Origin of the sequence: Azohydromonas australica DSM 1124 (assembly GCF_000430725.1) — a bacterium.
In the GTDB taxonomy this organism is placed as follows: Bacteria; Pseudomonadota; Gammaproteobacteria; order Burkholderiales; family Burkholderiaceae_C; genus Azohydromonas; species Azohydromonas australica.
Window position 1 is genome coordinate 520355 of the sequence record NZ_KE387203.1, and the last position, 25896, is coordinate 546250.

Annotated in this window: 22 protein-coding genes and 1 pseudogene; 4 read left to right on the forward strand and 19 right to left on the reverse strand. The window is 70.3% G+C overall.

Annotation, left to right across the window (positions count from 1 at the left end):
* Positions 1–280: 280 nt before the first annotated feature.
* Together H537_RS49565 and H537_RS0121525 are read right to left on the reverse strand one after the other, a co-directional pair.
* Positions 281–2710 carry a putative bifunctional diguanylate cyclase/phosphodiesterase gene (locus H537_RS49565; protein WP_051243053.1) on the reverse strand — a complete coding sequence of 810 codons (2430 nt, stop codon included), beginning with the start codon at positions 2708–2710 and terminating at the stop codon, positions 281–283.
* 162 nt (positions 2711–2872) lie between these two features.
* Positions 2873–3838 (reverse strand): DMT family transporter, encoded by a 966-nt coding sequence (locus tag H537_RS0121525; RefSeq protein ID WP_028999494.1) that lies wholly within the window; start codon positions 3836–3838, stop codon positions 2873–2875.
* Between the two features lie 79 nt (positions 3839–3917).
* Here H537_RS0121525 and H537_RS0121530 point away from each other — a divergent pair, with 79 nt between their 5' ends.
* Positions 3918–4745, forward strand: a complete 828-nt coding sequence (locus tag H537_RS0121530) for an AraC family transcriptional regulator (protein ID WP_238446754.1) — start codon at positions 3918–3920, stop codon at positions 4743–4745.
* A 19-nt stretch (positions 4746–4764) separates the two neighbouring features.
* Here H537_RS0121530 and H537_RS0121535 read toward each other — a convergent pair whose 3' ends face one another.
* Genes H537_RS0121535 through H537_RS0121560 form a run of 6 tightly spaced genes read right to left on the reverse strand, consistent with a single transcriptional unit; the run spans position 4765 to position 10971 of the window.
* A complete protein-coding gene (locus H537_RS0121535; protein ID WP_028999496.1) occupies positions 4765–5682 on the reverse strand; it encodes a dihydrodipicolinate synthase family protein in 918 nt (305 codons plus the stop codon).
* Between the two features lie 11 nt (positions 5683–5693).
* Positions 5694–6884 (reverse strand): L-rhamnonate dehydratase, encoded by a 1191-nt coding sequence (locus H537_RS0121540; protein ID WP_028999497.1) that lies wholly within the window; start codon positions 6882–6884, stop codon positions 5694–5696.
* Between the two features lie 41 nt (positions 6885–6925).
* Entirely contained in the window at positions 6926–7975 is a 1050-nt protein-coding gene (locus H537_RS0121545) for a 4-hydroxythreonine-4-phosphate dehydrogenase PdxA (RefSeq protein ID WP_043459402.1), read from the reverse strand.
* A gap of 20 nt (positions 7976–7995) precedes the next feature.
* Positions 7996–8994 (reverse strand): TRAP transporter substrate-binding protein, encoded by a 999-nt coding sequence (locus tag H537_RS0121550; protein WP_043459404.1) that lies wholly within the window; start codon positions 8992–8994, stop codon positions 7996–7998.
* Between the two features lie 25 nt (positions 8995–9019).
* Positions 9020–9973: an amidohydrolase family protein gene (locus H537_RS0121555; RefSeq protein ID WP_028999500.1), complete on the reverse strand. Its 954-nt coding sequence runs from the start codon at positions 9971–9973 to the stop codon at positions 9020–9022.
* A 14-nt stretch (positions 9974–9987) separates the two neighbouring features.
* Entirely contained in the window at positions 9988–10971 is a 984-nt protein-coding gene (locus H537_RS0121560) for a Bug family tripartite tricarboxylate transporter substrate binding protein (RefSeq protein WP_028999501.1), read from the reverse strand.
* Between the two features lie 109 nt (positions 10972–11080).
* Between H537_RS0121560 and H537_RS0121565 the strand changes: the two genes are divergently transcribed.
* Entirely contained in the window at positions 11081–12001 is a 921-nt protein-coding gene (locus H537_RS0121565; RefSeq protein WP_238446755.1) for a LysR family transcriptional regulator, read from the forward strand.
* A gap of 15 nt (positions 12002–12016) precedes the next feature.
* Here H537_RS0121565 and H537_RS0121570 read toward each other — a convergent pair whose 3' ends face one another.
* Genes H537_RS0121570 through H537_RS0121595 form a run of 6 tightly spaced genes read right to left on the reverse strand, consistent with a single transcriptional unit; the run spans position 12017 to position 18518 of the window.
* Positions 12017–12805, reverse strand: coding sequence for an ABC transporter ATP-binding protein (locus tag H537_RS0121570; RefSeq protein ID WP_028999503.1), 789 nt, complete (start codon positions 12803–12805; stop codon positions 12017–12019).
* An 11-nt stretch (positions 12806–12816) separates the two neighbouring features.
* Entirely contained in the window at positions 12817–13668 is an 852-nt protein-coding gene (locus H537_RS0121575) for an ABC transporter ATP-binding protein (RefSeq protein ID WP_043459407.1), read from the reverse strand.
* Positions 13669–13679: 11 nt separating this feature from the next.
* Positions 13680–14558, reverse strand: coding sequence for an ABC transporter permease (locus tag H537_RS0121580; RefSeq protein ID WP_028999505.1), 879 nt, complete (start codon positions 14556–14558; stop codon positions 13680–13682).
* 44 nt (positions 14559–14602) lie between these two features.
* Positions 14603–15646, reverse strand: coding sequence for an ABC transporter permease (locus tag H537_RS0121585; RefSeq protein WP_043459581.1), 1044 nt, complete (start codon positions 15644–15646; stop codon positions 14603–14605).
* A gap of 56 nt (positions 15647–15702) precedes the next feature.
* On the reverse strand, positions 15703–17328 hold the full coding sequence (locus H537_RS0121590) for an ABC transporter substrate-binding protein (protein ID WP_028999507.1): 1626 nt from the start codon (positions 17326–17328) through the stop codon (positions 15703–15705).
* A gap of 35 nt (positions 17329–17363) precedes the next feature.
* A complete protein-coding gene (locus tag H537_RS0121595; RefSeq protein ID WP_028999508.1) occupies positions 17364–18518 on the reverse strand; it encodes a mandelate racemase family protein in 1155 nt (384 codons plus the stop codon).
* A gap of 171 nt (positions 18519–18689) precedes the next feature.
* Between H537_RS0121595 and H537_RS0121600 the strand changes: the two genes are divergently transcribed.
* Together H537_RS0121600 and H537_RS49570 are read left to right on the forward strand one after the other, a co-directional pair.
* The gene (locus H537_RS0121600; protein WP_028999509.1) at positions 18690–19475 is read left to right on the forward strand and encodes a FadR/GntR family transcriptional regulator; all 786 of its coding nucleotides are present in this window, start codon (positions 18690–18692) and stop codon (positions 19473–19475) included.
* A gap of 196 nt (positions 19476–19671) precedes the next feature.
* Positions 19672–20727 carry a porin gene (locus tag H537_RS49570; protein WP_028999510.1) on the forward strand — a complete coding sequence of 352 codons (1056 nt, stop codon included), beginning with the start codon at positions 19672–19674 and terminating at the stop codon, positions 20725–20727.
* A 336-nt stretch (positions 20728–21063) separates the two neighbouring features.
* Here H537_RS49570 and H537_RS0121610 read toward each other — a convergent pair whose 3' ends face one another.
* The 5 genes and pseudogenes from H537_RS0121610 to H537_RS44625 form a co-directional block, all read right to left on the reverse strand.
* Positions 21064–22164 (reverse strand): SMP-30/gluconolactonase/LRE family protein, encoded by a 1101-nt coding sequence (locus H537_RS0121610; RefSeq protein ID WP_028999511.1) that lies wholly within the window; start codon positions 22162–22164, stop codon positions 21064–21066.
* Positions 22165–22252: 88 nt separating this feature from the next.
* Complete coding sequence (locus tag H537_RS0121615; RefSeq protein WP_028999512.1) at positions 22253–23692, reverse strand: aldehyde dehydrogenase family protein; 1440 nt, start codon at positions 23690–23692, stop codon at positions 22253–22255.
* A 102-nt stretch (positions 23693–23794) separates the two neighbouring features.
* Positions 23795–24706: a 5-dehydro-4-deoxyglucarate dehydratase gene (gene kdgD, locus H537_RS0121620; protein ID WP_028999513.1), complete on the reverse strand. Its 912-nt coding sequence runs from the start codon at positions 24704–24706 to the stop codon at positions 23795–23797.
* Between the two features lie 218 nt (positions 24707–24924).
* The gene (locus H537_RS0121625) at positions 24925–25494 is read right to left on the reverse strand and encodes a lipocalin family protein (RefSeq protein ID WP_028999514.1); all 570 of its coding nucleotides are present in this window, start codon (positions 25492–25494) and stop codon (positions 24925–24927) included.
* A gap of 172 nt (positions 25495–25666) precedes the next feature.
* Positions 25667–25896: pseudogene (locus H537_RS44625) on the reverse strand (UxaA family hydrolase); the annotation flags it as partial.

A 25896-nucleotide genomic window follows, 5' to 3' on the forward strand; every position in this document is an offset into this window, starting at 1 on the left:
GCAGGAAGCGCCGGCGGGATGGACCACCGGCTTCTTCCCCTCACCACAGCGGGCTCTGTGAGGAGCGAACGTCGCAACCTGATGCAGGCGCTTCCAGGGGAAGCACACCCGCCCGGGCTCCGCGGCGACGTGGATCAAACTGTATACAGTGTTGTGCGCTGTGCGTAGGGTAGTTTCCCGCAAGCTCACGGCACGATGTCCGACTGGAATGCAAGTCCCGGGCCAGGGGGGCAGCGCTGAAATGCACCATTCAGGCGCAGGCCGTGGTGCACCACCAAGCTCAGGCCGGGTGGATCTCCGCGCCCGGTGCGGCGGTCGCCAGGGCCTCCCACACCGTGCCGAAGCGGCGCCGGAACTCCTGCGCCGGCAGCGCCGCGCCGAACAGCCAGCCCTGTCCGAGCAGGCAGCCCTGCTCGCGCAGCGCGTGGCGTTGCGCCTCGGTCTCGATGCCCTCCGCCACCACCGCCGCGCCCATGCCCTGGCCCAGCGCGACGATGGCCCGCGTGATGCCCGCGTCGGCCAGCCCGCCGTCCGGCGCGAACACGAAGCGGCGGTCGATCTTGATCTTCGAGATCGGGAAGTCCCGCACGTGCGAGAGCGAGGAGTAGCCGGTGCCGAAGTCGTCCAGCACCAGCGCCACCCCCATCCCGCGCAGCTCCAGCATGGTGCCCAGCACCTGCGCGTGGTCGGACAGCAGCGCCGTCTCGGTCAGCTCCAGCTCCAGTCCGGCCGGATCCACCCGGTGCGTGCACAGTGCCCGCCGCAGCTGCGCGACGAAGTCCCGGTCGTGCAGCTGGCGCGCCGAGACGTTGACCGCCAGGCGCAGCCCGCGGGCGCCCTCAGCCTGCCACGCGCCCAGCTGCGCGCAGGCGGCATCGAGCACCCAGGCGCCCAGCGCGCCGATCAGCCCGCACTGCTCGGCCACGGCCACCAGCTCGCCGGTGGACACCGGCGCCGCGCCCTCCTGCGGCAACCGCAGCAGCGCCTCCGCCGCCACCGCGCGCCCGTCGCACAGGCTCACCACGGGCTGGTAGTGCAGCTGCAGGCGGCCCTGCCGCAGCGCCTCGCGCACCAGGCGTTCGGCGGCGGTGCGCCGCGTGGCCGCGAGGTCCAGCTCCTCGCCGAAAAAGCACCAGCGCTGCTTGCCGCTGAACTTGGCGCGGTACATCGCGGTGTCGGCGTGCCGCAGCAGCGACGCGGTGTCGGCACCGTCACGCGGGATCATGGCGATGCCCACGCTGGCGCCCATCTGCGCGATGCGGCCCTCGATCTCGACCGGCTCGGACACCACGTCGATCACGCGCTCGGCCACGCGCACCGCCTCCGCTTCCATGCTCTCGCCGGCGCCGCGCAGCACGATGCAGAACTCGTCGCCCCCCAGCCGCGACACCACGTCGCCCGCGCGCACGGTGCCGGCCAGGCGCCGGGCCTGCACGCGCAGCACGGCGTCGCCGGCATGGTGGCCGTCGCTGTCGTTGACGAACTTGAAGTTGTCCAGGTCCACGAACAGCACTGCGCCCTGCATGCCGGTGCGCGCGCACTGCTCCACCACCTCGCCCAGGCGCTGCTGCAGCAACGTGCGGTTGGGCAGCCCCGTGAGCTGGTCCGTGAGCGCCACCAGCCGCAGCCGCGCCTGCTCGCGGCTGGCCTGTGCCATGCGCGCCATCAGCAGCCAGGTCAGCGCGGCCAGCAGCACGCTGATGCCCGCGCCGGCCAGGCCGATGAAGGGCAGCGGCCAGCGCGGCGCGCCGTCAAGCAGGCCGCGCAGCGGCGTGAACTCCACCGTCCAGGCATGGCCCGGGATCTGCAGCGTGCGCGTCACTGGCGCCAGGCCGGCCAGCGCCTGGCCCTCCTCCAGCAGGCCGTCGTCGTGCATCAGCGCTTCGGGCCGGGTCGAGGGGCCGTCGTACAGCCTCAGGTTGAGGTCCCCGCGGTTGACGCCCAGCGCGCCTTGCAGCAGGTCGCCGATGCGAAAGGGGCTGTTGACCCAGCCCAGCAAGGCGGCACGGCGCTGCTCGGCGTCGTGCAGTTCGCCGACATGGCGGCTGTACACCGGCACGAACAGCAGGAAGCCGTTGACGCCGGACTGCTGCGCCTCGCTGGCGAGCTTGAGCTTGCCCGTGACTGCCGCCTGGCCGCTGTCGCGCGCGAGTTCCATGGCCGCGCGGCGCACCGGCTCGGACAGCATGTCGAAGCCGTGGGCGCGCAGGTTGCGCACGTTGTTGGGCTCCAGGTACGTCACCGGCCCGTAGCCGGGGCGCTCGCCCTCGGGCCGCACCGCGTAGTCCGCCAGCCCTTCCGCGCGCAAAGCCTGCTCGAAGGCCTCGCGATGCGGCGCCGGCACGTAGCGGGCCCAGCCCACACCCTGGAAGCCCGGAAAGCTCTGCTCCAGCTCCAGGTGGCGCACGTACTCGCGCCACTGGCCGCGCGTGACGCCGCCGGAGGCCGCCACCCAGCCGGCGCTGCTGCGCAGCACCTGCTCGTACCCGGCCATGCGCGCCTGAATGGCCGCGCAGATGCGCTGCACGCGGAAGTCCAGGCGCGACTGCAGGCGCCGCGTGTCGTCCCGCTGCGCCACGTGCCACAGCAGCGCGGTGGTTGCCAGCCCACAAGCCAGCACCAGCGCGGAGGCCACGGCTCGGCGCCACCTGCGATACGACGGCTTGTCGTCAACCAGCGGAAATTCGATGTTGGCGTCCGACGCGCTCATGCGGCTCTTGAGTCGGACGGGCACGGCTTTCGTTGCCGCGCCCGTCCGGTTTTTTTACTTCAGCCGCAAGCGTCGCCGATCCGCCCGGCCGGCCCACCACGGCAGCGAGACAGAGTTGGGCTTCGTGCGCAGAACAGCACGAATTGAAGCGCCGCGAACCCTTCAATCGGCGCGCGAAACCGCCGCCGCACCCTGCGCTTCAGCGCGGCGCTTCCATTTCGAGGCGGCCTGCGCCAGCCAGCCGTGGCCGCTCACCAGCACGATGCCCGCCAGCGCCAGCGCGGCGCCCTGCAGGAAGGCCGGCTCCAGCGGCTCGCCCAGCAGCCACACGCCGAAGCCCACGCCGAACAGTGGCGTGAGGAAGGAGAACACGCCCAGCCGCGAGGCGAGGTAGCGCCGCAGCAGCCAGCACCACGCCAGGAAGCTCGCGAAGGACACCACCAGCGCCTGGAAAGCCAGGCTGCCCGCCAGCAGCGGCGTGGGCGTGAAGCGGGTCTGTCCGCTGGCGACGGCCGCCGCCAGCAGCAGCACGCTGGCGCCGGCGAGTTGGTACAGCAGCGTCTCGGTGGCCGGCGCCGAGGCCAGGCGCGAGCAGCGGATCGCCACCGTGGTCGCGCCCCAGGCGGCGCCCCCCAGCAGCCCCAGCGCGTCGCCCAGCAGCGGGTTGTCGCCGCCGGCCGGGCCCGCCGATCGGCCGAGGAAGGCCCAGGCGATGCCGCCGAAGGCCAGCGCGATGCCGGCCCACTGCAGCGCCTGCAGCCGCTCCGCGCGCAGCTTCCAGTGCAGCCCCAGCGCCGCGAACACCGGCGCGGTGTAGAGGAACACCACCATGTGCGAGGCGCTGGTGTGGCGCAGCCCTTCGCCCACCACCAGGAACTCCAGCCCGAACAGCAGCCCCACCAGCACGCCCGGCCGCCACGCGCCGCCGCGCCACTGCAGCCGCTCGCCGCGCAGGGCCATCAGCGCCGCCACCAGCAGCGCCGACAGGGTCGAGCGCAGCCCGATCTGGAAGATCGGCGCCATGTCCGGCGCAGTCGCCTTCACCGCGATCTGCTGCAGCGCCCAGACCATGCACAGCAGCAGCATCAGGCCGGTGGCCTGGGCGTCGAGGGGCTTGCGGTGGGACATGGCTCGAAGAGGAAACAGCGGTGGAGCGGCGCATTGTCCGGTGACGCTTTCGCGAGGGATTTCGCGTATCGGACAATCCATGCCGCCCATCCGCCACGCCCTGCCCGCCCCCATGGCCACCCGTCCCCGCCAGCTGCGCGCACCGCCCTTTGCCGACACCCTGCCGGCGCCGATCTGGTTCCGCGCCGACGACCTCCCTTCGGACACCGAGTACCCGCGCCACCGCCACGCCTGGGGCGAGTTCGTGTACGCCTACAGCGGCGTGATGGAGCTGATGCTGTCCGACCGCCACCTGATGGCGCCGCCGCAGTACGGCGTGTGGCTGCCGGCGCAGGTGGAGCACGTGGGCCTGAACCGGCACGCGGCCAGCCACTGCTCGCTGTACGTGTCCGAGGCGCTGTGCGCGGCGCTGCCGCGCGAGGCCTGCGCGCTGACGGTGAGCCCGCTGGTACGCGCGCTGCTGGAGCACCTGCGGCGGCACGCGCACGCGGCGCCGCCGACGGCGGAGGAGGCGCGGCTGCTGCAGGTGCTGGTGGACCAGCTCGCACTGGCGCCGCGCGCAGGCAGCTACCTGCCCGGCAGCGAGGACCCGGTGCTGGCGCCGGTGCTGCGGGCGCTGGACGCGAACCCGGGCGACGCCCGCTCGCTGGCCGAGCTGGCGCTGGCGTTCCACACCACCGAGCGCACGCTGCTGCGGCGCTGCCGGCGCGAGCTGGGCATGTCCTTCAGCGAGTGGCGCCAGCGGCTGCGCGTGGTCAAGGCGCTGCCGCGGCTGCAGGCCGGGCGCAAGGTGGAGGCCGTGGCGCTGGAGCTGGGCTACGCCGGCGCCTCGGCCTTCATCACCATGTTCAAGCGCCTCATGGGCATGACGCCGGACGAGTTCCGGCGCCGGGCGGCGGGCGGCTGAGGCCGTGCGCGGCCGGGAATCAACGCGCCCAGCGCAGCACCAGCGGATCGAGCCGCCGCGCGATGTCGATCAGCCCCTGGCGGATGGCCGGCTGCAGGTCCGGCCACGGGTGGCGCGGTGCGCTGCACTGGATCACGCCGCCGGCCTCCATCAGCGCCTTGGCGGCCAGGAAGCCCGCCTGCCGGTTCTCCCAGTTGATCAGCGGCAGCCAGCGCTGGTAGAGGTCGAAGGCCTCGTCGCGGCGGCCTTGCCGGTAGGCGTCCACGATGGCGCGCATGCCGTCGGGGAAGCCGCCGCCGGTCATCGCGCCGGTGCAGCCGGCTTCGAGGTCGGCCCACAGCGTGATGCCCTCCTCCCCGTCCCACGGTCCCTCGATGGCGTCGCCGCCCAGCGCGATCAGCTCACGCAGCTTGTTGGCCGCCTGCGGCATCTCCAGCTTGAAGTAGCGCAGGTTCGGGATCTCGCGCGCCATGCGCGCCAGCAGCGCCGCGGGCAGCGGCGTGCCGGCCACGGGGGCGTCCTGGACCATCAGCGGGATGTCGATCGCCCCGCACACCGTGCGGAAGAACTCCACCACCTGCGCCTCGCCCACGCGCAGCGTGGCGCCGTGGTAGGGCGGCATCACCATCACCATCGCGGCGCCCATGTCCTGCGCGCGGCGGCTGCGCGCGGCGCACACGGCGCTGCTGAAGTGCGTGGTGGTCACGATCACCGGCACGCGGCCGGCCACCTGCTCCAGGATGGCCCGCGTCAGCAGCTCGCGCTCCTCGTCCGCGAGCGCGAACTGCTCGGAGAAGTTGGCCAGGATGCACAGGCCGTTGGAGCCGGCATCGATCATGAAGTCCACGCAGCGCAGCTGCCCGGGCAGGTCCAGCGTGCCGTCGGCGTTGAAGACGGTGGGCACCACCGGGAACACGCCCTCATAGCGTCGGTTCATGGCGTTGATCCTCACTCGACGATGCGGAACTGGTCCAGGTAGTCCGTGCGCAGCGTCAGCCCCAGGCCCGGCACGTCGTCGCGCAGCTGCAGGAAACCGTTCTCGGCCACCGGCTCGCCGGCGAAGATGTAATAGAACAGCTCGTTGCCCACCTCCACGTCGAACATCGGGAAGTACTCGCTCATGGGGCAGTTGAGGCTGCTCATGGTGAGGTGGTAGTTGTGCATCTGGCCCGCGTGCGGGATCACGGGCACCGAGTAGGCCTCGCACAGCGCGTTGATCTTGTGCGCCATGGTGATGCCGCCCACGCGGTTGGTGTCGTACTGCACCACGCTCACCGCCTTCTTCTCCAGCAGCTGCTTGAAGCCGTAGAGGCTGAACTCGTGCTCGCCGCCGGAGATGGGAATGCTGGTGAGGCGGTTCAGCTCGGCGTAGCCGTCGATGTCGTCGGCAATCACCGGCTCCTCCAGCCAGCGCGGCTGGTACTTCTCCAGCTTGGGCAGGATGCGCTTGGCGTACTCCACGTTCCAGCCCATGTAGCACTCGAGCATCAGGTCGTTGTCGTAGCCGATCACCTCGCGCACCGCTTCCACGCTCTTGAGGTTCTCCACCACGCCCGTTGCCCCATGCTGCGGGCCGTAGCCGAAGCGCATCTTGAAGGCCTTGAAGCCCTGCTTCAGGTAGGTCTCGGCCTCGCGCTGCATCTCGCCCAGGTCGGTGCGGTAGAGCTTGGAGTAGTAGCAGGGGATCTTCTCCTTGGTGCGCCCGCCCAGCAGCTTGAACACCGGCTTGCCCACCGACTTGCCCAGGATGTCCCAGATGGCGATGTCGATGGCCGAGATCGCCGCCATGGCCACGCCCTTGCGGCCCCAGGCGTGCGTGGCGCGGTACATGCGCTGGTTGATGTACTCGTAGTCCCACGGGTCCTGGCCCAGCGCGTGCAGCGCGAGGTACTGGTCGATGATGGCCTTGGCGATGCGCGGCGCCAGCGCCACGTTGCCCAGGCCCACCAGGCCGGTGTCGGTCTCCACCTCCACCACGGTCCAGCCGTGGAAGCGGAAGGTGTCCATGGTGTCGTCGGCGCCGGCGTGGGCCTTGTTGTCCCACACCAGGTCCATGGCGTTGGAGCAGAAGTTGCCCTGCGGCGGCACGGTGGGGCCCTGCCATTCGAAGACGCGGGCGCGGATCTTGGTGATCTTCATGGGTTCGGTCTCGGGTTCGTTCTTGTGAAGGAGGCAGCGGCTCAGGCCGCGGCGGAGGTGTGGGTGCCGCGGCTCGCGTGCAGCGCGCGGCCCATGCGGCAGGCGATGGCGAAGGCGTTGGCCGTGGCGTTGACGTCGGCGCGGCCCTGGCCGGCGATGTCGTAGGCGGTGCCGTGCGCCGGCGTGGTGATCGGAATGGGCAGCCCGCCCTGCACCGTCACGCCCTTGGAGAAGCCCAGCAGCTTCAGCGCGATCTGGCCCTGGTCGTGGTACATGGTGACGATGGCGTCGAGCTCGCCGTCGCGGGCGCGCAGGAAGATGGTGTCAGCCGGGAACGGACCCACCACCGGCAGTCCGGCGGCGTTGAGCGCGGCCACCGCCGGCGCGATGACCTCGATCTCCTCGCGCCCGCAGGTGCCGCCGTCGCCGTTGTGCGGGTTGAAGCCGGCCACCGCCACGCGGGGCCGCTCCACGCCGTTGGCCTGCAGCGAGCGGTAGATCAGCGTGGCGGCGGCCTGGATGCGCTCCACGCTGAGGTACGAGGCCGCATCCTTGAGCGGGACGTGCGAGGACACGCGCGAGGTCCACAGGCCTTCGAGCGTGTTGAACTCGCAGAAGTAGCCCTGCACGCCCAGGTATTCGGCGAAGTGGTGCAGCTCGTCCTCGTGCCTGAGGCCGCCGAGCTTCATGGCGTGCTTGTTGAGCGGGGCGAAGCAGATGGCGTCCACGTAGCCGGCCCGCGTGCCGTCCATGCAGGCATCGAGCACCTTCAGCACCGAGGCGCCACCGGCGGCCTCGGCCTGGCCGACGTGCACCTGCTCCGGCGCCACGGTGTGCATGGCCAGGAAGGCCGGCCGCTCCGCCTTCGCCCGCCCGCGCACCTGCGCCAGCGAGTCGACCGGGGTGGTGGCGACCTCGACGCCCGCCACGCGCTGCCCCTCGGCCCACAGCCAGGGGTCGCCGACCAGCACGATGTTGGCCTGCTCGCGCACGTCACTGCGGGCCAGCAGGCGCGCGATCAGCTCGGGGCCGATGCCGGCCGGATCGCCCAGCGTCAGGGCGACGACGGGCCGGGTCGAGTCGTTGTTCATCAGGTGTCCTTTTCTCGTTGTCAGCGGGAGGCCTTGGCGATCGCGGCCATGAGCTCCCGGGTCACGTCCTCGCCGACGGCCGCCGAGTGCTTGGCGATCACCGGCTGCAGCTTCTCGCGCATGCGCTGGCGCTCGGCCTCGCTCACGTCGTTGACCTGCATGCCCAGCTTGACCAGCTCGCCGCGCAGCCGGCCGTTGAGCTCGCGGCTGGTCTGGCGCTCGTAGGCGGTGGCCTCGGCCGCGGCAGCTTCCAGCAGCTCGCGGTCGGCCGGGGACAACTTGTCCCAGAACTTCCTGGAGGCGATCAGCACCAGCGCGTCGTAGGCGTGGCCGGTGGTGGAGACGTACTTCTGCACGTCGTAGAACTTCTGCGCGTGGATGACGGTGAAGGGGTTCTCCTGCGCGTCCACCGCCTTGCTCTCCAGCGCCGGGAACAGCTCCGTCACCGCCATCGGCACGGCGTTGGCGCCCAGCCCGTTGAAGAGGTCGATGTAAACCGGGTTCTGCATGGTGCGGACCTTCAGGCCGCCCAGGTCCTCGATCTTCGCCACCGGCCGCTTGCTGTTGGTGACGTGGCGGAAGCCGTTCTCCCAGAACGCCAGCCCGACCAAGCCCTTTTCAGGCAGGCGCGCCAGCAGGCCCTTGCCGAAGGGGCCGTCGAGCACGGCATCGGCCTGCGCCTCGTTGGCGAAGGCGAAGGGCAGGCCCAGCACGCCGAACTCCTTGACCACGGAGGCCAGGGTGGCGGTCGAGGGCACGGTGAACTCCTGCGTGCCGCCGCGCAGCGCCGACTGCATCTGCACGTCGCTGCCCAGGCCCCCGGCGGCATAGACGGCGATGCGGATGCGGCCCTGGCTCTTCTTCTCCGCCAGCTCGGCGAACTTGCGTGCGCCCAGCGTCTGCGGATGCGCCTCGGGCAGGCTGGTGCCCAGGCGGGCCTTGATCTCCTGCGCGGCCAGCGGGCCGGCGGCGGCCAGCGCGAGCGCGAGCGCCAGCAGGGTCATGCGGATGCGGCTCATGTCGTCTCCTCTTGTCGTTGCAGGCTCAATGCAGCCCGTAGATGCGGCAGGCGTTGTCGCAGAAGAGCGCCAATCGCTGCCGCGGCGGCAGCTGGCGGGTCAGCGTCTTGAAGACCTGGAAGATCTGGTCCAGGCTGGCCAGCAGCCCGTCCACGGGAAAGTTGCTCGCGAATATGCAGCGTTGCGTGCCGAAGGCCGCCAGCAGCGCCTCGACCACGGGCCGCTGCAGCTCGGCCGTCCAGGCCCGGCCCGGCACGCCCAGGCCGGAGATCTTCACCATCACGTTCGGCGCTTCGGCCAGCCGCTCCATCGCGCGCCGCCAGGCGGCCAGCGACGCGTCGTCGCGCTCGGCCGGCAGCCCGGCGTGGTTGACGATGAGGGTGGTGGCTGGGAAGTCCCGCGCCAGCTCCATCGCCTCCTCCATGTGCCACCACGGCGCCTGCAGCTCGAACATCAGGCCGGCCCCGGACAGCCGCGCGTAGCCGTCGCGCCAGCGCGGGCAGCGCATGGAGCCCGGCTCGGCCCAGCCGGCGCGGTATTCGGCACGCGGGGTGCAGCGCGGCTTGTGGCGCACGCTGCGCACCAGCGGCAGGCCGGCGTACTGCGCCAGCACCTCGCCCACGTCGTCGCGGTCCAGCCAGATCTGCGCGGCCATCGCCTGGGGCTGGCCGCAGCGCGCGGCCAGGGCGCTCATCCAGCGAGCCTCGCCCACCGGGTCGGCGCGGTCCCACTCCCCTTCCATGACCACGTGCCCCACCACGCGGTGCGGTCCCGCGGCACGCGCATAGTCCTCGGGCAGGAAGTCGCGGCAGATGGACTCGTAGTCGCCGTAGCGGAACGCGATGCGCGGGCGCTGCTGCAGCCACGGGTGCGGGTTGTGCGCGATGTCCCAGAAGTGGTGGTGCGCATCGACGATCGGCAGCAGGGCCTCGTCACCGCTGGCCAGGTACGCCGTGCGGCTGGCTTGCAGTTGGTCCATGGCGTGCGGCGGCTTCAGTCCAGGCGGATGTCGCGGCGCTTGATCAGCGCCGCGTAGCGCTTGTTCTCTTCGTTGTGGAAGGCCTGGAACTGCGCCTGGCTCATGGGCTGCACTTCCATGCCGATGGCCTCCAGCCGCGCCTTCACGTCGGGCATCTGGATGATCTTCGTGACCTCGTCGTGCACCTTGTCCTGCACCGCCTTGGGCGTGCCGGCGGGCATGTACACGCCGTACCAGGCGCTCATCTCCACGTTCTTGAGCCCGGCCTCGGCGGTGGTGGGCACGTCGGGCAGCTGCGGGCTGCGCTTGGCCGAGGCCACGGCCAGCGCCTTGACCTTGCCGGACTTGATGTGCGGCAGCACCGAGGCCATGGTGTCGAAGCTCATCTGCACCGAGCCGCCCATGAGGTCCACCAGCGCCGGGGCGCTGCCACGGTAGGGCACGTGGGTGATGTCGGCCTGCGCCGCCTCGCGGAACAGCTCGCCGGCGATGTGCTGCGTGCTGCCGGCGCCGCTGCTGGCGAAGTTCACCTTGCCCGGCTGCTTGCGCACCAGCGCCACCAGGTCGCTCACGGTGTTGAGGCCCAGGTCCTTGTTGACCACCAGCACGTTGGGCACGGCGCCGACGTAGGCGACGGGCACCAGGTCGCGGTCGTTGTTGTAGGGCAGCTTGATCAGGTAGGGCGCGATCGCGTGCGCCGTGGACACGCCCATCACCAGGCTGTGGCCGTCGTTGGCGCGCACGGCCTCGGCGGGCGCCAGCGTGTTGGAGGCGCCGGGCTTGTTCTCCACCACCACGGTGGTCTTGAGGGCCGGGCCCAGCTTGTCGGCCACCGCGCGAGCCGCCGCATCGGTGCCGCCGCCGGGCGCCGAGCCCACCAGCATGCGCACCGGCTTCGTGGGCCATTCCTGCGCCATCGCCGGCACGGCGCACAGGCCCAGGATCGCGCCCGCCAGTCCCGCCTGCGCCAGGGCCACCCTCCGGGTGCATCGCTTCATGTTCGTCTCCGGGTCGTTGTAGGAAGTGAGGCGATGCTAGGGAGCTGACCTATACGCGTAAACTTGTTTTTTCTGAAGCACTGATAGGTACAGCTTATTCATGGCGCCCATGTCCGCCCGACACCTGCTGCAGCGGCTGCGTTTTCGGCAGGTGGCGCTGCTGCTGGCCCTGCGGCGCCTGGGCACGCTGCGCGCGGCGGCGGCGGAGCTGGGCATGACGCAGCCGGCGGCGACGCAAATGCTCCAGGAGCTGGAGGCGGCGCTGGAGCTGCCGCTGTTCGAACGCGCAGGCCGCGGCCTGCGCCCCACGCCGGCGGGCGAGGCGGTCATGGCGCACTTCGAGGGGCTGCACGGCTCGCTGGAGACGATGGCGCGCACGCTGGAAGGGCTGCGCGCGGGCGGCGGACTGCTGGCGGTGGGCTGCATCCCGGCCTCCTCACCCACGCTGCTGGTGCAGGCGGTGGCCGCGCTCAAGCGCGAGCAGCCGCTGCTGAAGGTGCGCATCGTGACGGAGACCAGCGACCACCTGCTCGACCTGCTGGACCAGGGCGAGCTGGACCTGGTCATCGGCCGCATCGCCGAAGGCCACGCCCACAGCGACTACGACTCCACGGTGCTGGCGGCCGAGCCGCTGAGCCTGGTCGTCGGGCCGCGCAACTCCCGTGCGCGCGAGAAGGCGCTGACGCTGCAGGCGCTGATGCGCGACCCCTGGGTGCTGCAGCCGCGGCCCTCGCCGATGCGCGAGCTGCTGGAGCAGGAGTTCCGGCTGCACGGCCTGGACACGCCGCGCAACCTGGTGGAGACGGCGTCCATGCACACTACCGTGTTCCTCATCAACGAGGCACTGATGGTGGCGGTGCTGCCCGCCACGCTGGCCGCGCGGCACGAGCAGGAAGGCGTGCTGCGGGTGCTGCCCCTGCAGCTGCACCAGGCGCTGGAGCCCTACCGGGCGATCGTGCCGAAGCAGCGGCCGATGAGCGCCGCGGCGCGGCGCTTCCTGGAGCTGCTGAACGTGGCGCTGGCGGCCTGACGGCCGCCGCCGCGCTCAGCAGGCAGCCACGGCCAGGCCTTGCGCCTCAGGCTGGTTGCCGCAGGAGCGGCTGGCCTGCATCAGCATCCGGGTGTAGGGATGCCGGGCCTGGTCGGCGCAGAGCTCGTCCACGCTGAGCGTTTCCAGCAGTCGCCCGTGCTGCATGACTGCCATGCGCTCGCACAGGTGTGCCACCACGCCCAGGTCGTGCGCCACCAGCAGGTAGCTCAGGCCGTCGCGCCGGCGCAGCGTGTCCAGCAGGTTCAGGATCTCCGCCTGCACCGAGACGTCCAGCGCGGAGGTCGGCTCGTCGAGCAGCAGCACGCTGGGTTCGAGAATGAGCGCCCGCGCGATGGCGACGCGCTGGCGCTGCCCGCCCGAGAGCTGATGGGGGTAGCGGAAGCGGAAATCGGCGTTCAGCCCCACCTTTTCGAGGATGGCGACGACGCGCTGCCGCTCCTCCTTGATGCCGTGGATGCGCAGCGGCTCCGCCAGCGCCGTGTAGACGGTGTGCCGGGGATGCAGCGAGCCGTAGGGGTCCTGGAACACCATCTGCACCTGCTTGCAGCGGGCGCGTTCGAGCTTGCGCCCGAGCGCCTGGCCCGCGATGCGCAGCTCGCCCTGCCAGTGCGTGTACTGGCCGGCCAGGCAGCGCAGCACGGTGGTCTTGCCCGAGCCGGACTCGCCGACCAGTCCGAAGGACTCGCCTTCGCGAACCTCGAAGCTCACCTCGTCCAGCACCTTGCTGGCCGATGCGCCGTGGCCGAAGCTCAAGGACAGGGAACGGACTTCAATGATGGCCATGGGGTTCCTCTTCAGGCGGTGAGCCAGGCCGGGTCGCGTTGCAACACCGGCAGCGTGCGGCGGCGGCTGTCGATGCTGGGCAAGGCATCGAGCAGGCCGCGCGTGTACGGATGCTGCGCATGCTGCAGGTCGGCCGCGGCGATCGACTCCACGACGCGGCCGGCATACATCACCAGCACCCGGTCGCAGAAGTGGCGCACCAGGTTCAGGTCGTGGCTGATGAAGATCAGGCCCAGGCCGCGCTCGCTGATCAGGTCGTCGAGGACGGACAGCACCTGCAGCCGCACCGAGATGTCCAGGGCCGACGTGGGCTCGTCGGCGATGACGATCTCCGGCTTCTGGATCAGCATCATCGCGATCATGATGCGCTGCCCCATGCCGCCGGACACTTCGTGCGGATAGAGCTCATAGACCCGCTGCGGCTCGCGGATGCGCACCGCCTCCAGCATGGCCAGCACGCGCTCGCGGGCCTCGGCGCGCGAGCCTTTGTGGTGGGCGCGGAAGGCCTCGGCCACCTGCTCGCCCACGCGCATCACCGGGTTCAGCGAGTACTTCGGGTCCTGCATGACCATCGACATGCGGCGCCCGCGAATGCCGCGCATGGTGGCCTCGGAGGCCGAGAGCAGGTCGATGCCGTCGAAGCTCAGCTTGCGCGCCTCGACGCGGGCGCTGCGCGGGTGCAGCTTCAGCAGCGTGCGGCCCACGGTCGACTTGCCCGAGCCCGACTCGCCCACGACGCCCAGCTTCTCGCGGGAGAGCGAGAACGAGACGCCGCGCACGGCATGCACGCTGGTTGCGCCCGCAGCGAAGCGGATGTTGAGGTCCTCGACCTGCAGCTTGGGTGATTCCACGGAAGGGTTCATGTCAGGGCTCCTCATTCGCTGCGCGGGTCGAGCACGTCGTACAGGCCGTCGCCCAACAGGTTGAACGCCAGGCTCACCAGCAGGATGGCGCCGCCGGGCACGGCCACCATCCACCAGTTGTCCAGCATGTAGCGGCGGCCCTCGGAGATCATGGCGCCCCACTCGGGCAGCGGCGCCTGCGCGCCCAGCCCCAGGAAGCCCAGGCCGGCGGCGGTGAGGATGATGCCGGCCATGTTCATGGTCAGCCGCACCACCACCGAGGGCAGGCACAGCGGCACGATGTGGCGCACCAGGATGCGCAGCGCCGAGGCGCCCTGCAGCTGCGCCACGACGATGAAGTCGGCCTTGCGCAGCGACAGCGTCTCGGCCCGGGCCAGGCGGGCGATGGGCGGCCAGGCCGTCAGCGCGATGGCCAGCACGGCGTGGTCCAGCCCCGGGCCCAGCGCGGCGACGAAGGCCAGCGCCAGCACCAGGCTCGGGAACGAGATGAAGATGTCGGTGACGCGCATGAAGGCGGTGTCGACCCAGCCGCCGAAGTAGCCCGAGGTCACGCCCACCGCCAGGCCGATGGGGCCGACCACGACCGTGACCAGCGCCACGATGTAGAGCGTGATGCGCGCGCCGTGCACCAGGCGGCTGAAGATGTCGCGGCCGAACTCGTCGGTGCCGAACCAGTGCGCGGCGCCGGGCGGCTGCAGCGCGCCGGCGAGGTCCTGCGCCAGCGGGTCGTGGGTGGCGATCCAGGGCGCGAACAGCGCCACGGCCAGCAGCACGGCGATCACGACGACGCCGGACACCGTCAGCGGATTGCGCATCAACCGCCGCAGGCCGTGAGACAGGTCGCGCAGCAGGGCCTGCAGGCTGGAGTGCGGCATGTCGCTGCGGGACATGGAGCGGGTGGCCTGGGCCGGAGGAAGCGGAGTGGCAAGCTGGCTCATTTGCGGGTCCTTGGATCGAACACCTGGTACAGCAGGTCGGACACCAGGTTGAGCGTGATGAAGACGATGCCCACCACCAGCACCGAGCCCATGACGGCGTTCATGTCGCCCAGGAGCAGGCTGCTGGTGAGGTACTGGCCGAAGCCGGGCCAGCCGAAGACGGTCTCGATGAGCACCGCCCCTTCGAGCAGCCCGCCGTAGGCCAGCGCGATGATGGTGAGCAGCTGCACGAGGATGTTGCGGAAGGCATGGCGCCAGATCACCGTGCGCTCCGGCAGCCCCTTGACGCGCGCGGTCAGCACGTACTCCTGCGACAGTTGCGCCAGCATGAAGCTGCGCGTCATGCGGCTGATGTAGGCCATCGAGTGCAGGCCCAGGATGCTGGCCGGCAGCACGATGTGGTGCAGCGCGCTGCGGAACACCTCCCAGTCGCCGGTGATGAAGGTGTCGACCAGCAGCAGCCCGGTGATGGGCTCGGTCAGGCCGTCATAGGCCAGGCCCACGCGCCCGGTGCCGCCGGCCCAGCCCAGCCAGGCGTAGAACACCAGCAGGCCCATCATCCCGAACCAGAAGATCGGCGTGGAATGGCCCAGCAGGCTCACCAGGCGCACCGCGTGGTCGCCCAGGCGGCCGCGCCGGGTGGCGGCGAACACGCCCAGCGGCACGCCCAGCAGCGAGCCCACGACGATGGCCAGCGTGGCGAGCTCGATGGTGGCGGGCAGCACCCGCGCCAGGTCGTCCACCACCGGCTGGCCGGTGAGCAGCGCGTTGCCCAGGTCGCCGTGCAGCAGGTCGCGCAGGTAGTAGCCGAACTGGACCACCAGCGGGCGGTCCAGTCCGAGCTGGCGATAGACCTGCTCGTAGGTGGAGCGGTCGGCGTCGGGGCCGACGATGGACAGCACCGGGTCCAGCGGCATGACCCGGCCGATGATGAAGGTTAACAGCAGCAGGCCCAGCAGCGTCAGCAGCACGCTGGCGAGCCGCTGGGACAGCGTGCGCAGGCGCCGCAGCTGCGGCCCTGGCGGTGATGTGGAAGCGATGGCGGACACGGTGTTCTCCGTCACGGGGTGTTGGATCGGGGCCGGCGCGGGCCGGCTCAAGGCAGCGGCAGGCGCTGCTTGTAGACCTCGCGCAGCCGCGTGGTGGCCGAGGGGTGGCTGAGGTAGTTGCGCACTTCCTTGCGCAGCACCACGGTGTCGACCATCTGCGAGATCGGCTGGATGGCGGGCACGGCGGCCTCGAAGGCGCGCTGCGCCTCCTGGTAGGTCTGCGTCTGCTTCGCTTCGTCGCGCTGCAGCAGCGCGCTCTCGATGAGCTGGTTGAGCGCCGGGTCGGCGAAGGAGGTGCGCCAGCCCTGGAAGTTCGTGAGCTTGGCCTTGTCGCTGTTGTCCGGGTTGTAGGCCAGCGCGCGCAGGCTGGAATGGGGATGCGGCTCCGCGCCGCCGCCGCCCCGGCCGACGATGATCTCGAAGTTGCGCTCGCGCATGGCGCCGTACACTTGGTTGCCCGTGCCCGGCAGGATGCTGGCCTCGATGCCGGCCTGGGCCAGCGTGGCCTGCACGCTGGTGGCGATGTTGGTGAACGGCGACTCGGCGACGACGCGGATGGTGGTCTTGAAGCCGTTGGGGTGGCCCGCCTCGGCCAGCAGCCTCTTCGCCGCCGCGACATCGAGCCTGTAGCCGGGCTCGGGCAGCGTGGCCGGCAGCCCCAGCGGCACGGGGCGCTGGTGGTAGACGCCGTAGTGCGGCATCACGGTGCGGTTGATGCCGTCGAAGTCGATGAGGTGGCGCAGCACCGCCTGGCGCACGCGCGGGTCGGCGAACTTCGGGTCCTTGGCGCTCACGGCCACGTAGTACAGCGTGCCGCGCTTGACGGCTTCCACCTCGGTCTCGGGCCCCTTCTTCAGCGCCTCGATGTCCGGCACCGACAGGCCCGTGCCGATGTCCAGGTCGCCGCGGCCGAGCATCAGGCGCAGCGACTGCGACTCGGTCATGTGGCGCAGCACGACCCGGCGCAGCTTGGCCGGCTCGCGCCAGTAGCCGTCGAAGCGGCTCATCAGCAGCAGCTCCTTGGCGCGCCACTGGTCCAGCCTGAAGGGGCCGGAGCCGGCGGCGTGGGTGGTGAGCCAGGCCGCGCCCAGGTCGCCGTTCTTCTCGTGCTCCAGCACCGTCCTGCGGTCGAGCACGACGGCGCTGACCGAGGTGCCGAGCGTGTACAGCACGAGCCTGGGGTCGGTGGGCGCGGGCAGGTCGATCACCAGCGTGTGCTCGTCGACGGCGCGGATGGCCTGCTCCACGTTCTTTGCCGAGAAGCCGTAGCTCTTCCACGGCGAGGCCAGCGCGAGGTTGAGCCTGAGCACGCGCTGCAGCGACCAGGCGGCGTCCTCGGCCGTCACGGGGTGGCCGGAGTGGAACTTGGCGCCCCGGCGCAGCTTGAAGCTGAGGCTGCGGCCGTCCGGGGCGATGGACCAGCTCTCGGCCAGCCCGGGCAGCACCTTGGAGGTGTCCTTGGGATCCAGCTCGACCAGGTAGTCGTAGACGTTGCAGGCGATTTCCACCACGTCGTTGCCGGTGGCAGCGGCCGGGTCCAGGGTCAGCAGGTTGTTCATGCTGACGCCCACGACCAGCTGGTCATCGGGCGTCCGGGCCTGGACGGCCGCGGTCCCGGCCAGCAGCAGCGAGACGGCGAGCGTGCACGCGCGCAGGGTGAGGCAAGGCTTCATGGATGGGCAGGTGCGAGGCTGCGGACCGTCCGCGGTCAGTACGTCGCCACGGCGTGGGCCGCGATGTACTCGAAGTCGATGTCGTCGCCCAGGCCGGGCTGCTGCGACAGGTGCACGTACCCCTCGCGGTCCATCGGGTCCGAGAGGCTGTTGAGGTAGGCCGGCACCTCGTCGTAGTCCAGGAAGGGGTGCAGCAGGCCGCGCTCGTACCAGCGGCAGTTCTTGATGGCGGCGCACACGGCCAGGTTGGCCGCGCCGTTGCCGTGGATCTCGCAGTTCATGCCGAAGGACTCGGCCAGGTGCGCCACCTTGAGCGTGGGCGTGATGCCGCCCACGCCGGGCACGCCCGCGCGCAGCACGTCGCACGCGCCGGCCTTGACCCAGTCGGCGCGGCTGTGGTGCTTGCCCGACAGGCTCTCCGGCCCGACGATGGGGATGTCGAGCTGGCCGGCGAGCCACGCGTACGAGTCCATGCTCTGCTCGTTCATCATTTCCTCGAACCAGGCGAAGTTGAGCTTCTCCAGCGCGCGGCCGATGCGCACCGCGTCGGTACGGCTGTAGTTGTGGTAGCCGTCGAGCATGAGCTCGATGTCGGGGCCGACGGCCTCGCGCACCGCGGCGCAGGCCTTGATGTCCATGCCCGGATCGGGCGCGAAGCGCACCGGCGGCATCCACGTGTGCAGCTTGATCGCCTTGTAGCCCCGCGCCACCAGCCTCTCGGCGAAAGCCGCGTACTCCTCGGGGGTGGACAGGCCGCCGGCCAATTCGTCGCCGCACATGGTGCTGCCGTAGGCCGGCACCTTGTCGCGGTAGCCACCGAGCAGCTTGTACACCGGCGTCTTCAGCGCCCGGCCGGCCAGGTCCCACAGGGCCTGCTCGATGGCGGCCAGCGCCCGGTCGGTGAACTGGCCGGCGCTGCCGCGCTGCCAGTGCTCCAGCGACATCCAGATCTTCTCGCGCTGGAACGGGTCCTCGCCCAGGAGCACCTTGCGGGCATAGGACTCCAGCACGTAGGGGCGGATCACCTGCGGCGGCGCGAAGGTATGGCCCTCGTGCCCGTTGTCGGTGGTGATGGTGATCATGGCCATGCGGGCCTGCACCTCCGGCCCGGGATGCGAATGCCCGGCGCTGTCGACGCTGCGCCGGCTGGGGTAGGTGAACTCGGTGCCGCGAACGCTCTCGATCTTCATGCTGCTTTCAACCTCGTCAGTCGTCTGATGTGTTGACATCGTAGCCCCACTCATCAGACGAGTAGACTAGGGTTTCACCGGATTAGCGCGTCCGCTTGAACATCAGTCGTCAGGCGTGAACAAGGCTGCGCGCTATAGTGAATCGACCCTGACCTCCTGCCGCCGACCTTCATGAATGCCCAGCCCTCTCCCGCACAGCCCGCGCGCGCCAAGACCCATCCCCAGCGCATCGTGGACGGCGTGACCGCCCGCATCCGCGGCGGGGAGCTCAAGCCGGGCGACCGCGTGCCGTCCGAGCCGGAGCTGATGCGCGAGTTCGGCGTCAGCCGCAGCGTGGTGCGCGAGGCGGTGTCGCGGCTGCAGGCCAGCGGCCTGGTCGAGACGCGCCAGGGCGTGGGCACCTTCGTGCTGGACAAGCCCGTGGCCGAGCCGCTGCTCCACGTCGACGGCAGCGGGCTGGAAGTGCGCCGCAAGCTGGCCCTGCTGGAGCTGCGCATCAGCATCGAGTCCGACGCCGCCAGCCTGGCCGCGCAACGCCGCACCGAGGAGCACCTCGCGGCCATGCGGCAGGCGCTGGACGCCTTCGACGCGCACCGGCGTTCCGGCGAAAGCACGGTCGAGGACGACTTCCGCTTTCACGCCCAGATCGCCGCCGCCACGGGCAACGAGTACTTCGAGGAAGTGCTGCGCAACCTGGGCAGCGCCACCATCCGGCGCGGCGAGGCCCGGCCCGAGCGGGCCAGTGTGGCCCCGGAATCCGGCCCTGCCGACGCCGCGCCGCTGCGCTTCGGCGACGCCTCGCCCTCGCTGGAGCACCACAAGGAGACCACGCAGCGCGAGCACGAAACCATCTATGCCGCCATCCGCCGCGGCGACGCCGCCGCCGCGCGCGCGGCGATGTTCATGCACCTGAGCAACAGCCGCGAGCGGCTGCACGCCACCCTGCCCCAGGCCTGAGGGCGGCAGCCCGCCCGACGGCAAACGGCCGGCACACGCCGGCCCGCGGCCACCAAGGCCGCTGCTGAGCCGCTTCCGGTCCATCAACGATTTCTAGGGTTTTCACTCGTCTGACGAGTTGGGTGTTGCTTTTACATTGCGTCCACACGTCTGACGACTGACGACGTACTGGATCAACACCCCCACGAGACCGAACATGAAGCCTTCCCTGGTTGCCGCGACAGTTCTGAGCACGATCACTTGCGCCGCCGCGGCGCAGTCCAGCGTGAGCATCTACGGCATCGCCGACGCCTGGGTTGGGCAGACGCGCCACAAGGCCGGCGGCCCGTCCGTCGGCAGCATCGGCGTGGTCGAGAGCGGCGGCGCGCAGGCCAGCCGCTGGGGCCTGCGCGGCAGCGAGGACCTGGGCGGCGGGCTGCGGGCGAACTTCGTGCTCGAACAGGGCATCAGCATCGACAGTGGCACCGTGACCAACGTCTCGGCCTCCGCCGTGGGCTTCAACCGCACCGCCTTCGTCAGCCTCTACGGTCCTTTCGGCGAGCTGCGCCTGGGCCGCATGCTCACGGCCTTCGACGCCATGCGCGGCTCGACGAATCAACTCTTCGACTCCTCCGGCTTTGCCTCCACGGGCCAGGTCTGGAGCGCCGGCGCGACCGCGGCCAACGGGCTGGCCGAAGTCGCCGGCAGCGACTACCTGGCCCGCGGCAACAACACGGTGCTGTACGCCACGCCGCAGACGGGCCCGGTCAGCGCCTCGGTGAGCTTCAGCCTGGGTGAGGGCGCAACCACGGCGAAGGCCGCCCCTCGCATGGCAACGGGCCACATCAAGTACGTCGCCGGCAAGACGCGCATCGGCTACGCCTACCAGAACGAGAAGTACGCCACTGGGGACAACAACTTCCACCTGGTCAGCGGCATCTACGACTTCGGCCGCGGCCGCGTCGTGGCCGCGTTCCAGCGCCAGACGGACGAGCGCATCGCGGGCCACCAGAAGTCCAACGAATGGCAGGTCGGCGTCGACGTGCCGTTGGGAGCCGCCACGCTGTCCGGGGGCCTGGCCCGGGCCGTCACGAAGGACGGCGGCGGCATCGAGGTGGCCGATGCCAGGGGCATGAGCTTCCTGGCCTCCTACAGCCTGTCCAAGCGCACCCGCGTCTACACGGCCTTCCGCAAGCTCAAGGTCACGCGCGCCGACGGCAGCGCCAGCCTCGACACGACGCGCTACGGCATCGGGCTGAACCACAACTTCTGATTGCCAGCGCCGGCAGACGGCTTGAACAACTCCGCCTGCGAATCGTGAGGTGGGCCGTTTCGTACCCTGATTCGTCACTCCCGCGAAGGCGGGAGTCCAGGCGGCCCCCAAGCCGCCGCAAGCAGATCGGGGGGAACGCCGGGACAGGAGTCGTGGTTCGCAGCACCCAGGCTTCGCTCTGACGTGGGGCCGCCTGGATTCCCGCCTTTGCGGGAATGACGAAGTAGAGGGGTAGCCCCCCGAGCTTCGTCCTGCGCGAATGCCTCGGCTTCCCCGGACAGCAGTGCACCTATGCGGGTAGGCCGAAGCTACGTCACTGACGAGCGCGGACCGGCCTCACACCGCCCCGTGCGCCTCCACGTACAGCGCGTACACGGAGTGGCTGCTGGTCATGTAGAGCCGGTTGTTCTTCGGCCCGCCGAAGCACAGGTTGGCGCAGCGCTCGGGCAGCCGGATGAAGGCCAGCGGCTTGCCTTGCGGGCTGAACACCATCACGCCGTCCATGTCCTCCGGCCGGGCCTTCAGCGCATAGACCTTGCGCCCGCCCACGTCCACGGGCTCGGACGCCAGTGCGCCGTTGCTGCCCCAGCCGCACCACAGGTTGCCGTCGCGGTCCACCCGGAAGCCGTCGAGCGCGCCCTGGTCGGCAGCGTCGATCAGCTTGGTCTTGTTGGACAGGCTCACGCCGTCGGAGCCCACGTCGTAGCTCCAGAGGCTGCGGTTGGGCGTGCCCTTCCACTCCACCACGTAGAGCTTCTTCTCGTCGGGCGAGAAAGCCAGGCCGTTGGGGTTCACGAGGTCGGTGATGACGGCGGAAATCTTGCCGTCCGGCCCGATGCGGTACACGTTGGTCGTGGCCTGCTCGGGCTTGGCCTTGAAGCCTTCCCACTCGCCGTTGATGCCGAACAGCGGGTCGGTGAACCAGACGCTGTCGTCGGACTTCACGACGATGTCGTTGGGCGCGTTGAGCCGCTTGCCCTCGAAGCTGTCGGCCAGCACGGTGAGCTTGCCGTCCTTCTCCGTGCGCGTGACGCGCCGCGTCACCGAGTGCTCGCAGGTCACCAGGCGCCCCTGACGGTCGCGCGCATTGCCGTTGGCGTAGTTGGCGTTGGCACGGAAGACGGTGACGGCACCCGTCTTCTCGTCGAACTTCATGATCCGGTTGTTCGGGATGTCGCTGAACAGCAGGTAGCCGCCTTCGGGGAAGTAGGCCGGCCCCTCGGCCCAGCGAAAGCCCGTGGTGATCTGCTCGACGGTGCTGCTGTAGATGCGGTACTTGGCGAAGCTCGGGTCCAGGATCAGCAGCGCGGGATCGGGATAGCGCTGGTTGGGCGTGAACGGAAAGGCCTGCGCCAAGGCGCTGCCGCCCAGCGAGGCCAGTCCCCCGCCCACAAAGGTCTGGAGCAGGCGGCGCCGCGTCACGAACCGGTCTTGCATGTCATGTCTCCTTCTTGGCTTTCTTCATGGAAAAGCGGCGCCGGCTGTGAAGGCCGGCGCCGCGTGCTGCCCATGCCCGGGTTCAGGCTCAGGCTTGGGTGTAGGACGTCTTCACGGTGGTGAAGAACTCCGCTGCGTAGCGGCCCTGCTCGCGCGGGCCGTAGCTGGAGCCCTTGCGGCCGCCGAAGGGCACGTGGTAATCCACGCCCGCAGTGGGCAGGTTCACCATCGTCATGCCGGCTTGCGCATGGCGCTTGAAGTGCGTGGCGTGCTTCAGGCTGGTGGTGGCGATGCCCGAGGCCAGGCCGAAGGGCGTGTCATTGGCCAGGGCCAGCGCCTCGTCGTAGCTCTTCACGCGGATCACGCTCACCACCGGGCCGAAGATCTCTTCCTGGTTGATGCGCATCTCCGGCGTGGTGTCGGTGAACAGTGCCGGCGTCATGTAGAAGCCCGGCGCGCCCTCGCTGTTGCGGCCCAGGGCCTCGCCGCCGGCGGCCAACGTGGCGCCCTCGCCCTTGCCGATGGCCACGTACTCCAGGTCCTGCGCCAGCTGCTTCTCGTCCACCACGGGGCCGATGTCGGTGCCGGCCTTGCGCGCGTCGTCCACCTTGATGGACTTCATCTTCTCCACCACGGCGGCCACGAACTTGTCGTGGATGCCCTCGGTCACGATGACGCGGCTCGACGCCGTGCAGCGCTGGCCGGTGGAGAAGAAGCCGCTGTTGACGGCGCAATTCACCGCCACGCCCAGGTCGGCGTCGTCCAGCACGATGAACGGGTTCTTGCCGCCCATCTCCAGCTGGAACTTGGCCATGCGCGCCACGCACGCTGCCGCCACCTGCTTGCCCGTGCCCACCGAGCCGGTGAAGCTGATGGCGTTGACGCGCGGATCGTCCAGCATCGCCTGGCCCACGACCGAGCCGCGGCCCATCACCAGGTTGAACACGCCCGCAGGCAGGCCCGCGCGGTGCAGGATGTCCGCCAGCGCCCAGGCCGAGCCCGGCACCAGGTCCGCCGGCTTCATCACTACGCTGTTGCCGAAGGCCAGCGCCGGCGCGAGCTTCCAGGCCGGGATGGCGATGGGGAAGTTCCACGGCGTGATCAGGCCCACCACGCCCACGGGCTCGCGCGTGACTTCCACGCCCACGCCCGGCCGCACCGAGGCGACCACGTCGCCCGACGCGCGCAGCGCCTCGCCCGCGAAGAACTTGAAGATGTTGCCGGCACGCACCACCTCGCCGATGGCCTCGGGCAGCGTCTTGCCCTCTTCGCGCGCGAGCAGGTCGCCCAGCTCGGCCTTGCGCGCCAGGATCTCGCTGCCGGCGGCGTCGAGGATGTCGAAGCGCTGCTGCGGCGTGGACAGGCCCCAGGCGGGCGCGGCGGCCTGCGCCGCGGCAATGGCCGCGCGCGCCTGCGCGGCGTCGGCCTGCGCATACTCGCCCACCACGTCGCGGGTGTCGGAGGGGTTGATGTTGCGGCTGACGCTGGCGCCTTCGACCCACTCGCCGCCGATGAGGTTCTTGAACATGGTGCTTCCTTGCAAATGACTACTGGCCGGTGCGTGCGCCCCGGCCAGCCAACGGATGTCATGGCCGCGTCAGCCCCGCAGGGCACCGCGGCATGGCCGCGCTTACTGCGCGCCCAGGCGGCCGATCAGCTCGCGCAGGTGCTCGAACTCGGCGGGCTTGAGCTCCGACAGCGGCGGGCGCACCGGGCCGGCACCGTGGCCGACGATGGTGGCGCCGGCCTTGACCAGGCTCACGGCGTAGCCCTGGCCGCGGTTGCGCAGCTCCACCAGGGGCAGGAAGAACTCGTTGATCAGGCGACCGGTGGTCGCGGTGTCGCCCGCGGCGTGCGCGTTGTAGAACTCCATCGCAGTGCGGGGGATGAAGTTGAACACCGCCGAGGAGTACACCGGGCAGCCCATGGCCTTGTAGGCGCCGGCGAAGACTTCCGCCGTGGGCAGGCCGCCCAGGTACGCGAAGCGGTCGCCCAGCTTCTGGCGCACGTTGACGAAGGCCTCGATGTCACCGATGCCGTCCTTGAAGCCGATCAGGTTCGGGCAGCGCTCGGCCAGCTTCTGCAGCGTCTCGGCGCTGTAGCGGCAGGAGCCGCGGTTGTAGACCACCACGCCGATCTTGACGCTCTTGCACACGGCCTCGACGTGCTTGACCAGGCCGTCCTGCGTCGCCTCGGTCAGGTAGTGCGGCAGCAGCAGGATGCCCTGCGCGCCGGCGCGCTCGGCTTCCTGCGCGTACTTCACGGCCAGCGACGTGCCGCCGCCGGCGCCCGCGATGATGGGCACGCGGCCACGGCAGGTCTCGGAAGCGACCTTCACCACGTCGTAGAACTCGCCCGGCTCCAGCGAGAAGAACTCGCCCGTGCCGCCGGCGGCGAACAGCACCGTCGCCCCATAGGGCATCAGCCATTCCAGGCGCTCGGCGTAGCCGCGAGCGTCAAAGCGCAGCTCGCTGTCAAAGTCGGTCAGCGGGAAGGACAGCAGGCCGGATTGCAGGGCGTGCTTGAGCTCTTGGGGGGACATGCGTTCTCCGTGGGATGCGGTTGTCGTGGTGGACACACGGCGATTCATCGCGTCGTGTTGTATGTCATCGTACAACTAGATTTGATGGACTTCAAGAGACGCGGCAGAGGGAAATTACGTACTCTCTGCCACAGGCTCATGATGTCAGCGGCCATGTTGTACGACAACTCGCGGCATGGCGCCGCGTGGTCGTTGACGTGTCGGAGAGCGCAGCCGGCTCAGCGGCCTTGCGGCGTGCGCTCCAGCCGGTCCACGTCCAGTCCCTGCGCCTTCAGGCGCTGCAGCAGCGCCTCGTAGCGCCCGGGCTCCAGTTGCGGCGTGCGGGACAGGATCCACAGGTATTCGCGCCGGGGCTCGCTCACGGCGGAGAGCTGGTAGTCGGGGTCGAGGTCCACCACCCAGTAGTCGCCCCAGACGGCGGGCAGCCACGACAGCCACGCCGGCGCGAAGCGCACCTTGAGCCGCGGCGAGTCGGGGCCACCGAGCTGGCGCGCCGTGCCCAGGGCCTCGTCCATGCCGCCGCCGGCCACGCGGCAGCGGTTGAGCACGCGCACGGTCCCGTCGTCCTGGCGGCTGTACTGCGCCTGCGTGTCGGCGACGCACTTCTGCTGGAAGCGGTTGGGAAACTTGGCGATCTCGTACCAGGTGCCCTCGTAGCGCGCCAGGTCCAGCGCCGCGATGGGCTTGAGCTCGCCGGCCACCGGGCCCTGTGCCGGGGTCGAGGGACTGAACGCGGTGCAGCCGGCCATCAGGGCCAGGGGCAGCAACAGGGCGGGGACGAATCGCATGGGGGCTCTCCAAGGTTGAGCAGAAAACGAAAGTGCGGTGTCGCACTCCGATCTCGTACAGACCTCGCATGTTCCCAAACGACAAGAACCTGTTCAGGCTGAACCCCTTAACAGACTCCAGGCAGGCATGTCGAAGCCCTCTTGGTGGCGATGGAGCGCCCGGTCGCGCCGCTCAGGTCACCGGCGCCGGGTTGAACAGCACCAGCGCGTTGTGCAGCCGGTGCTGCTCGGCCCAGGTCTTCTTGCGCCCGCTGGCCACGTCCAGCATCAGGCGGAACAGCTCCCAGCCCATGTCCTCGATGCTGGCCTCGCCGTCGGCGATGCGCCCGGCGTTGAGGTCCATCAGGTCGTGCCAGCGCCGCGCCAGGTCGCTGCGCGTGGCGACCTTGATCACCGGCACCT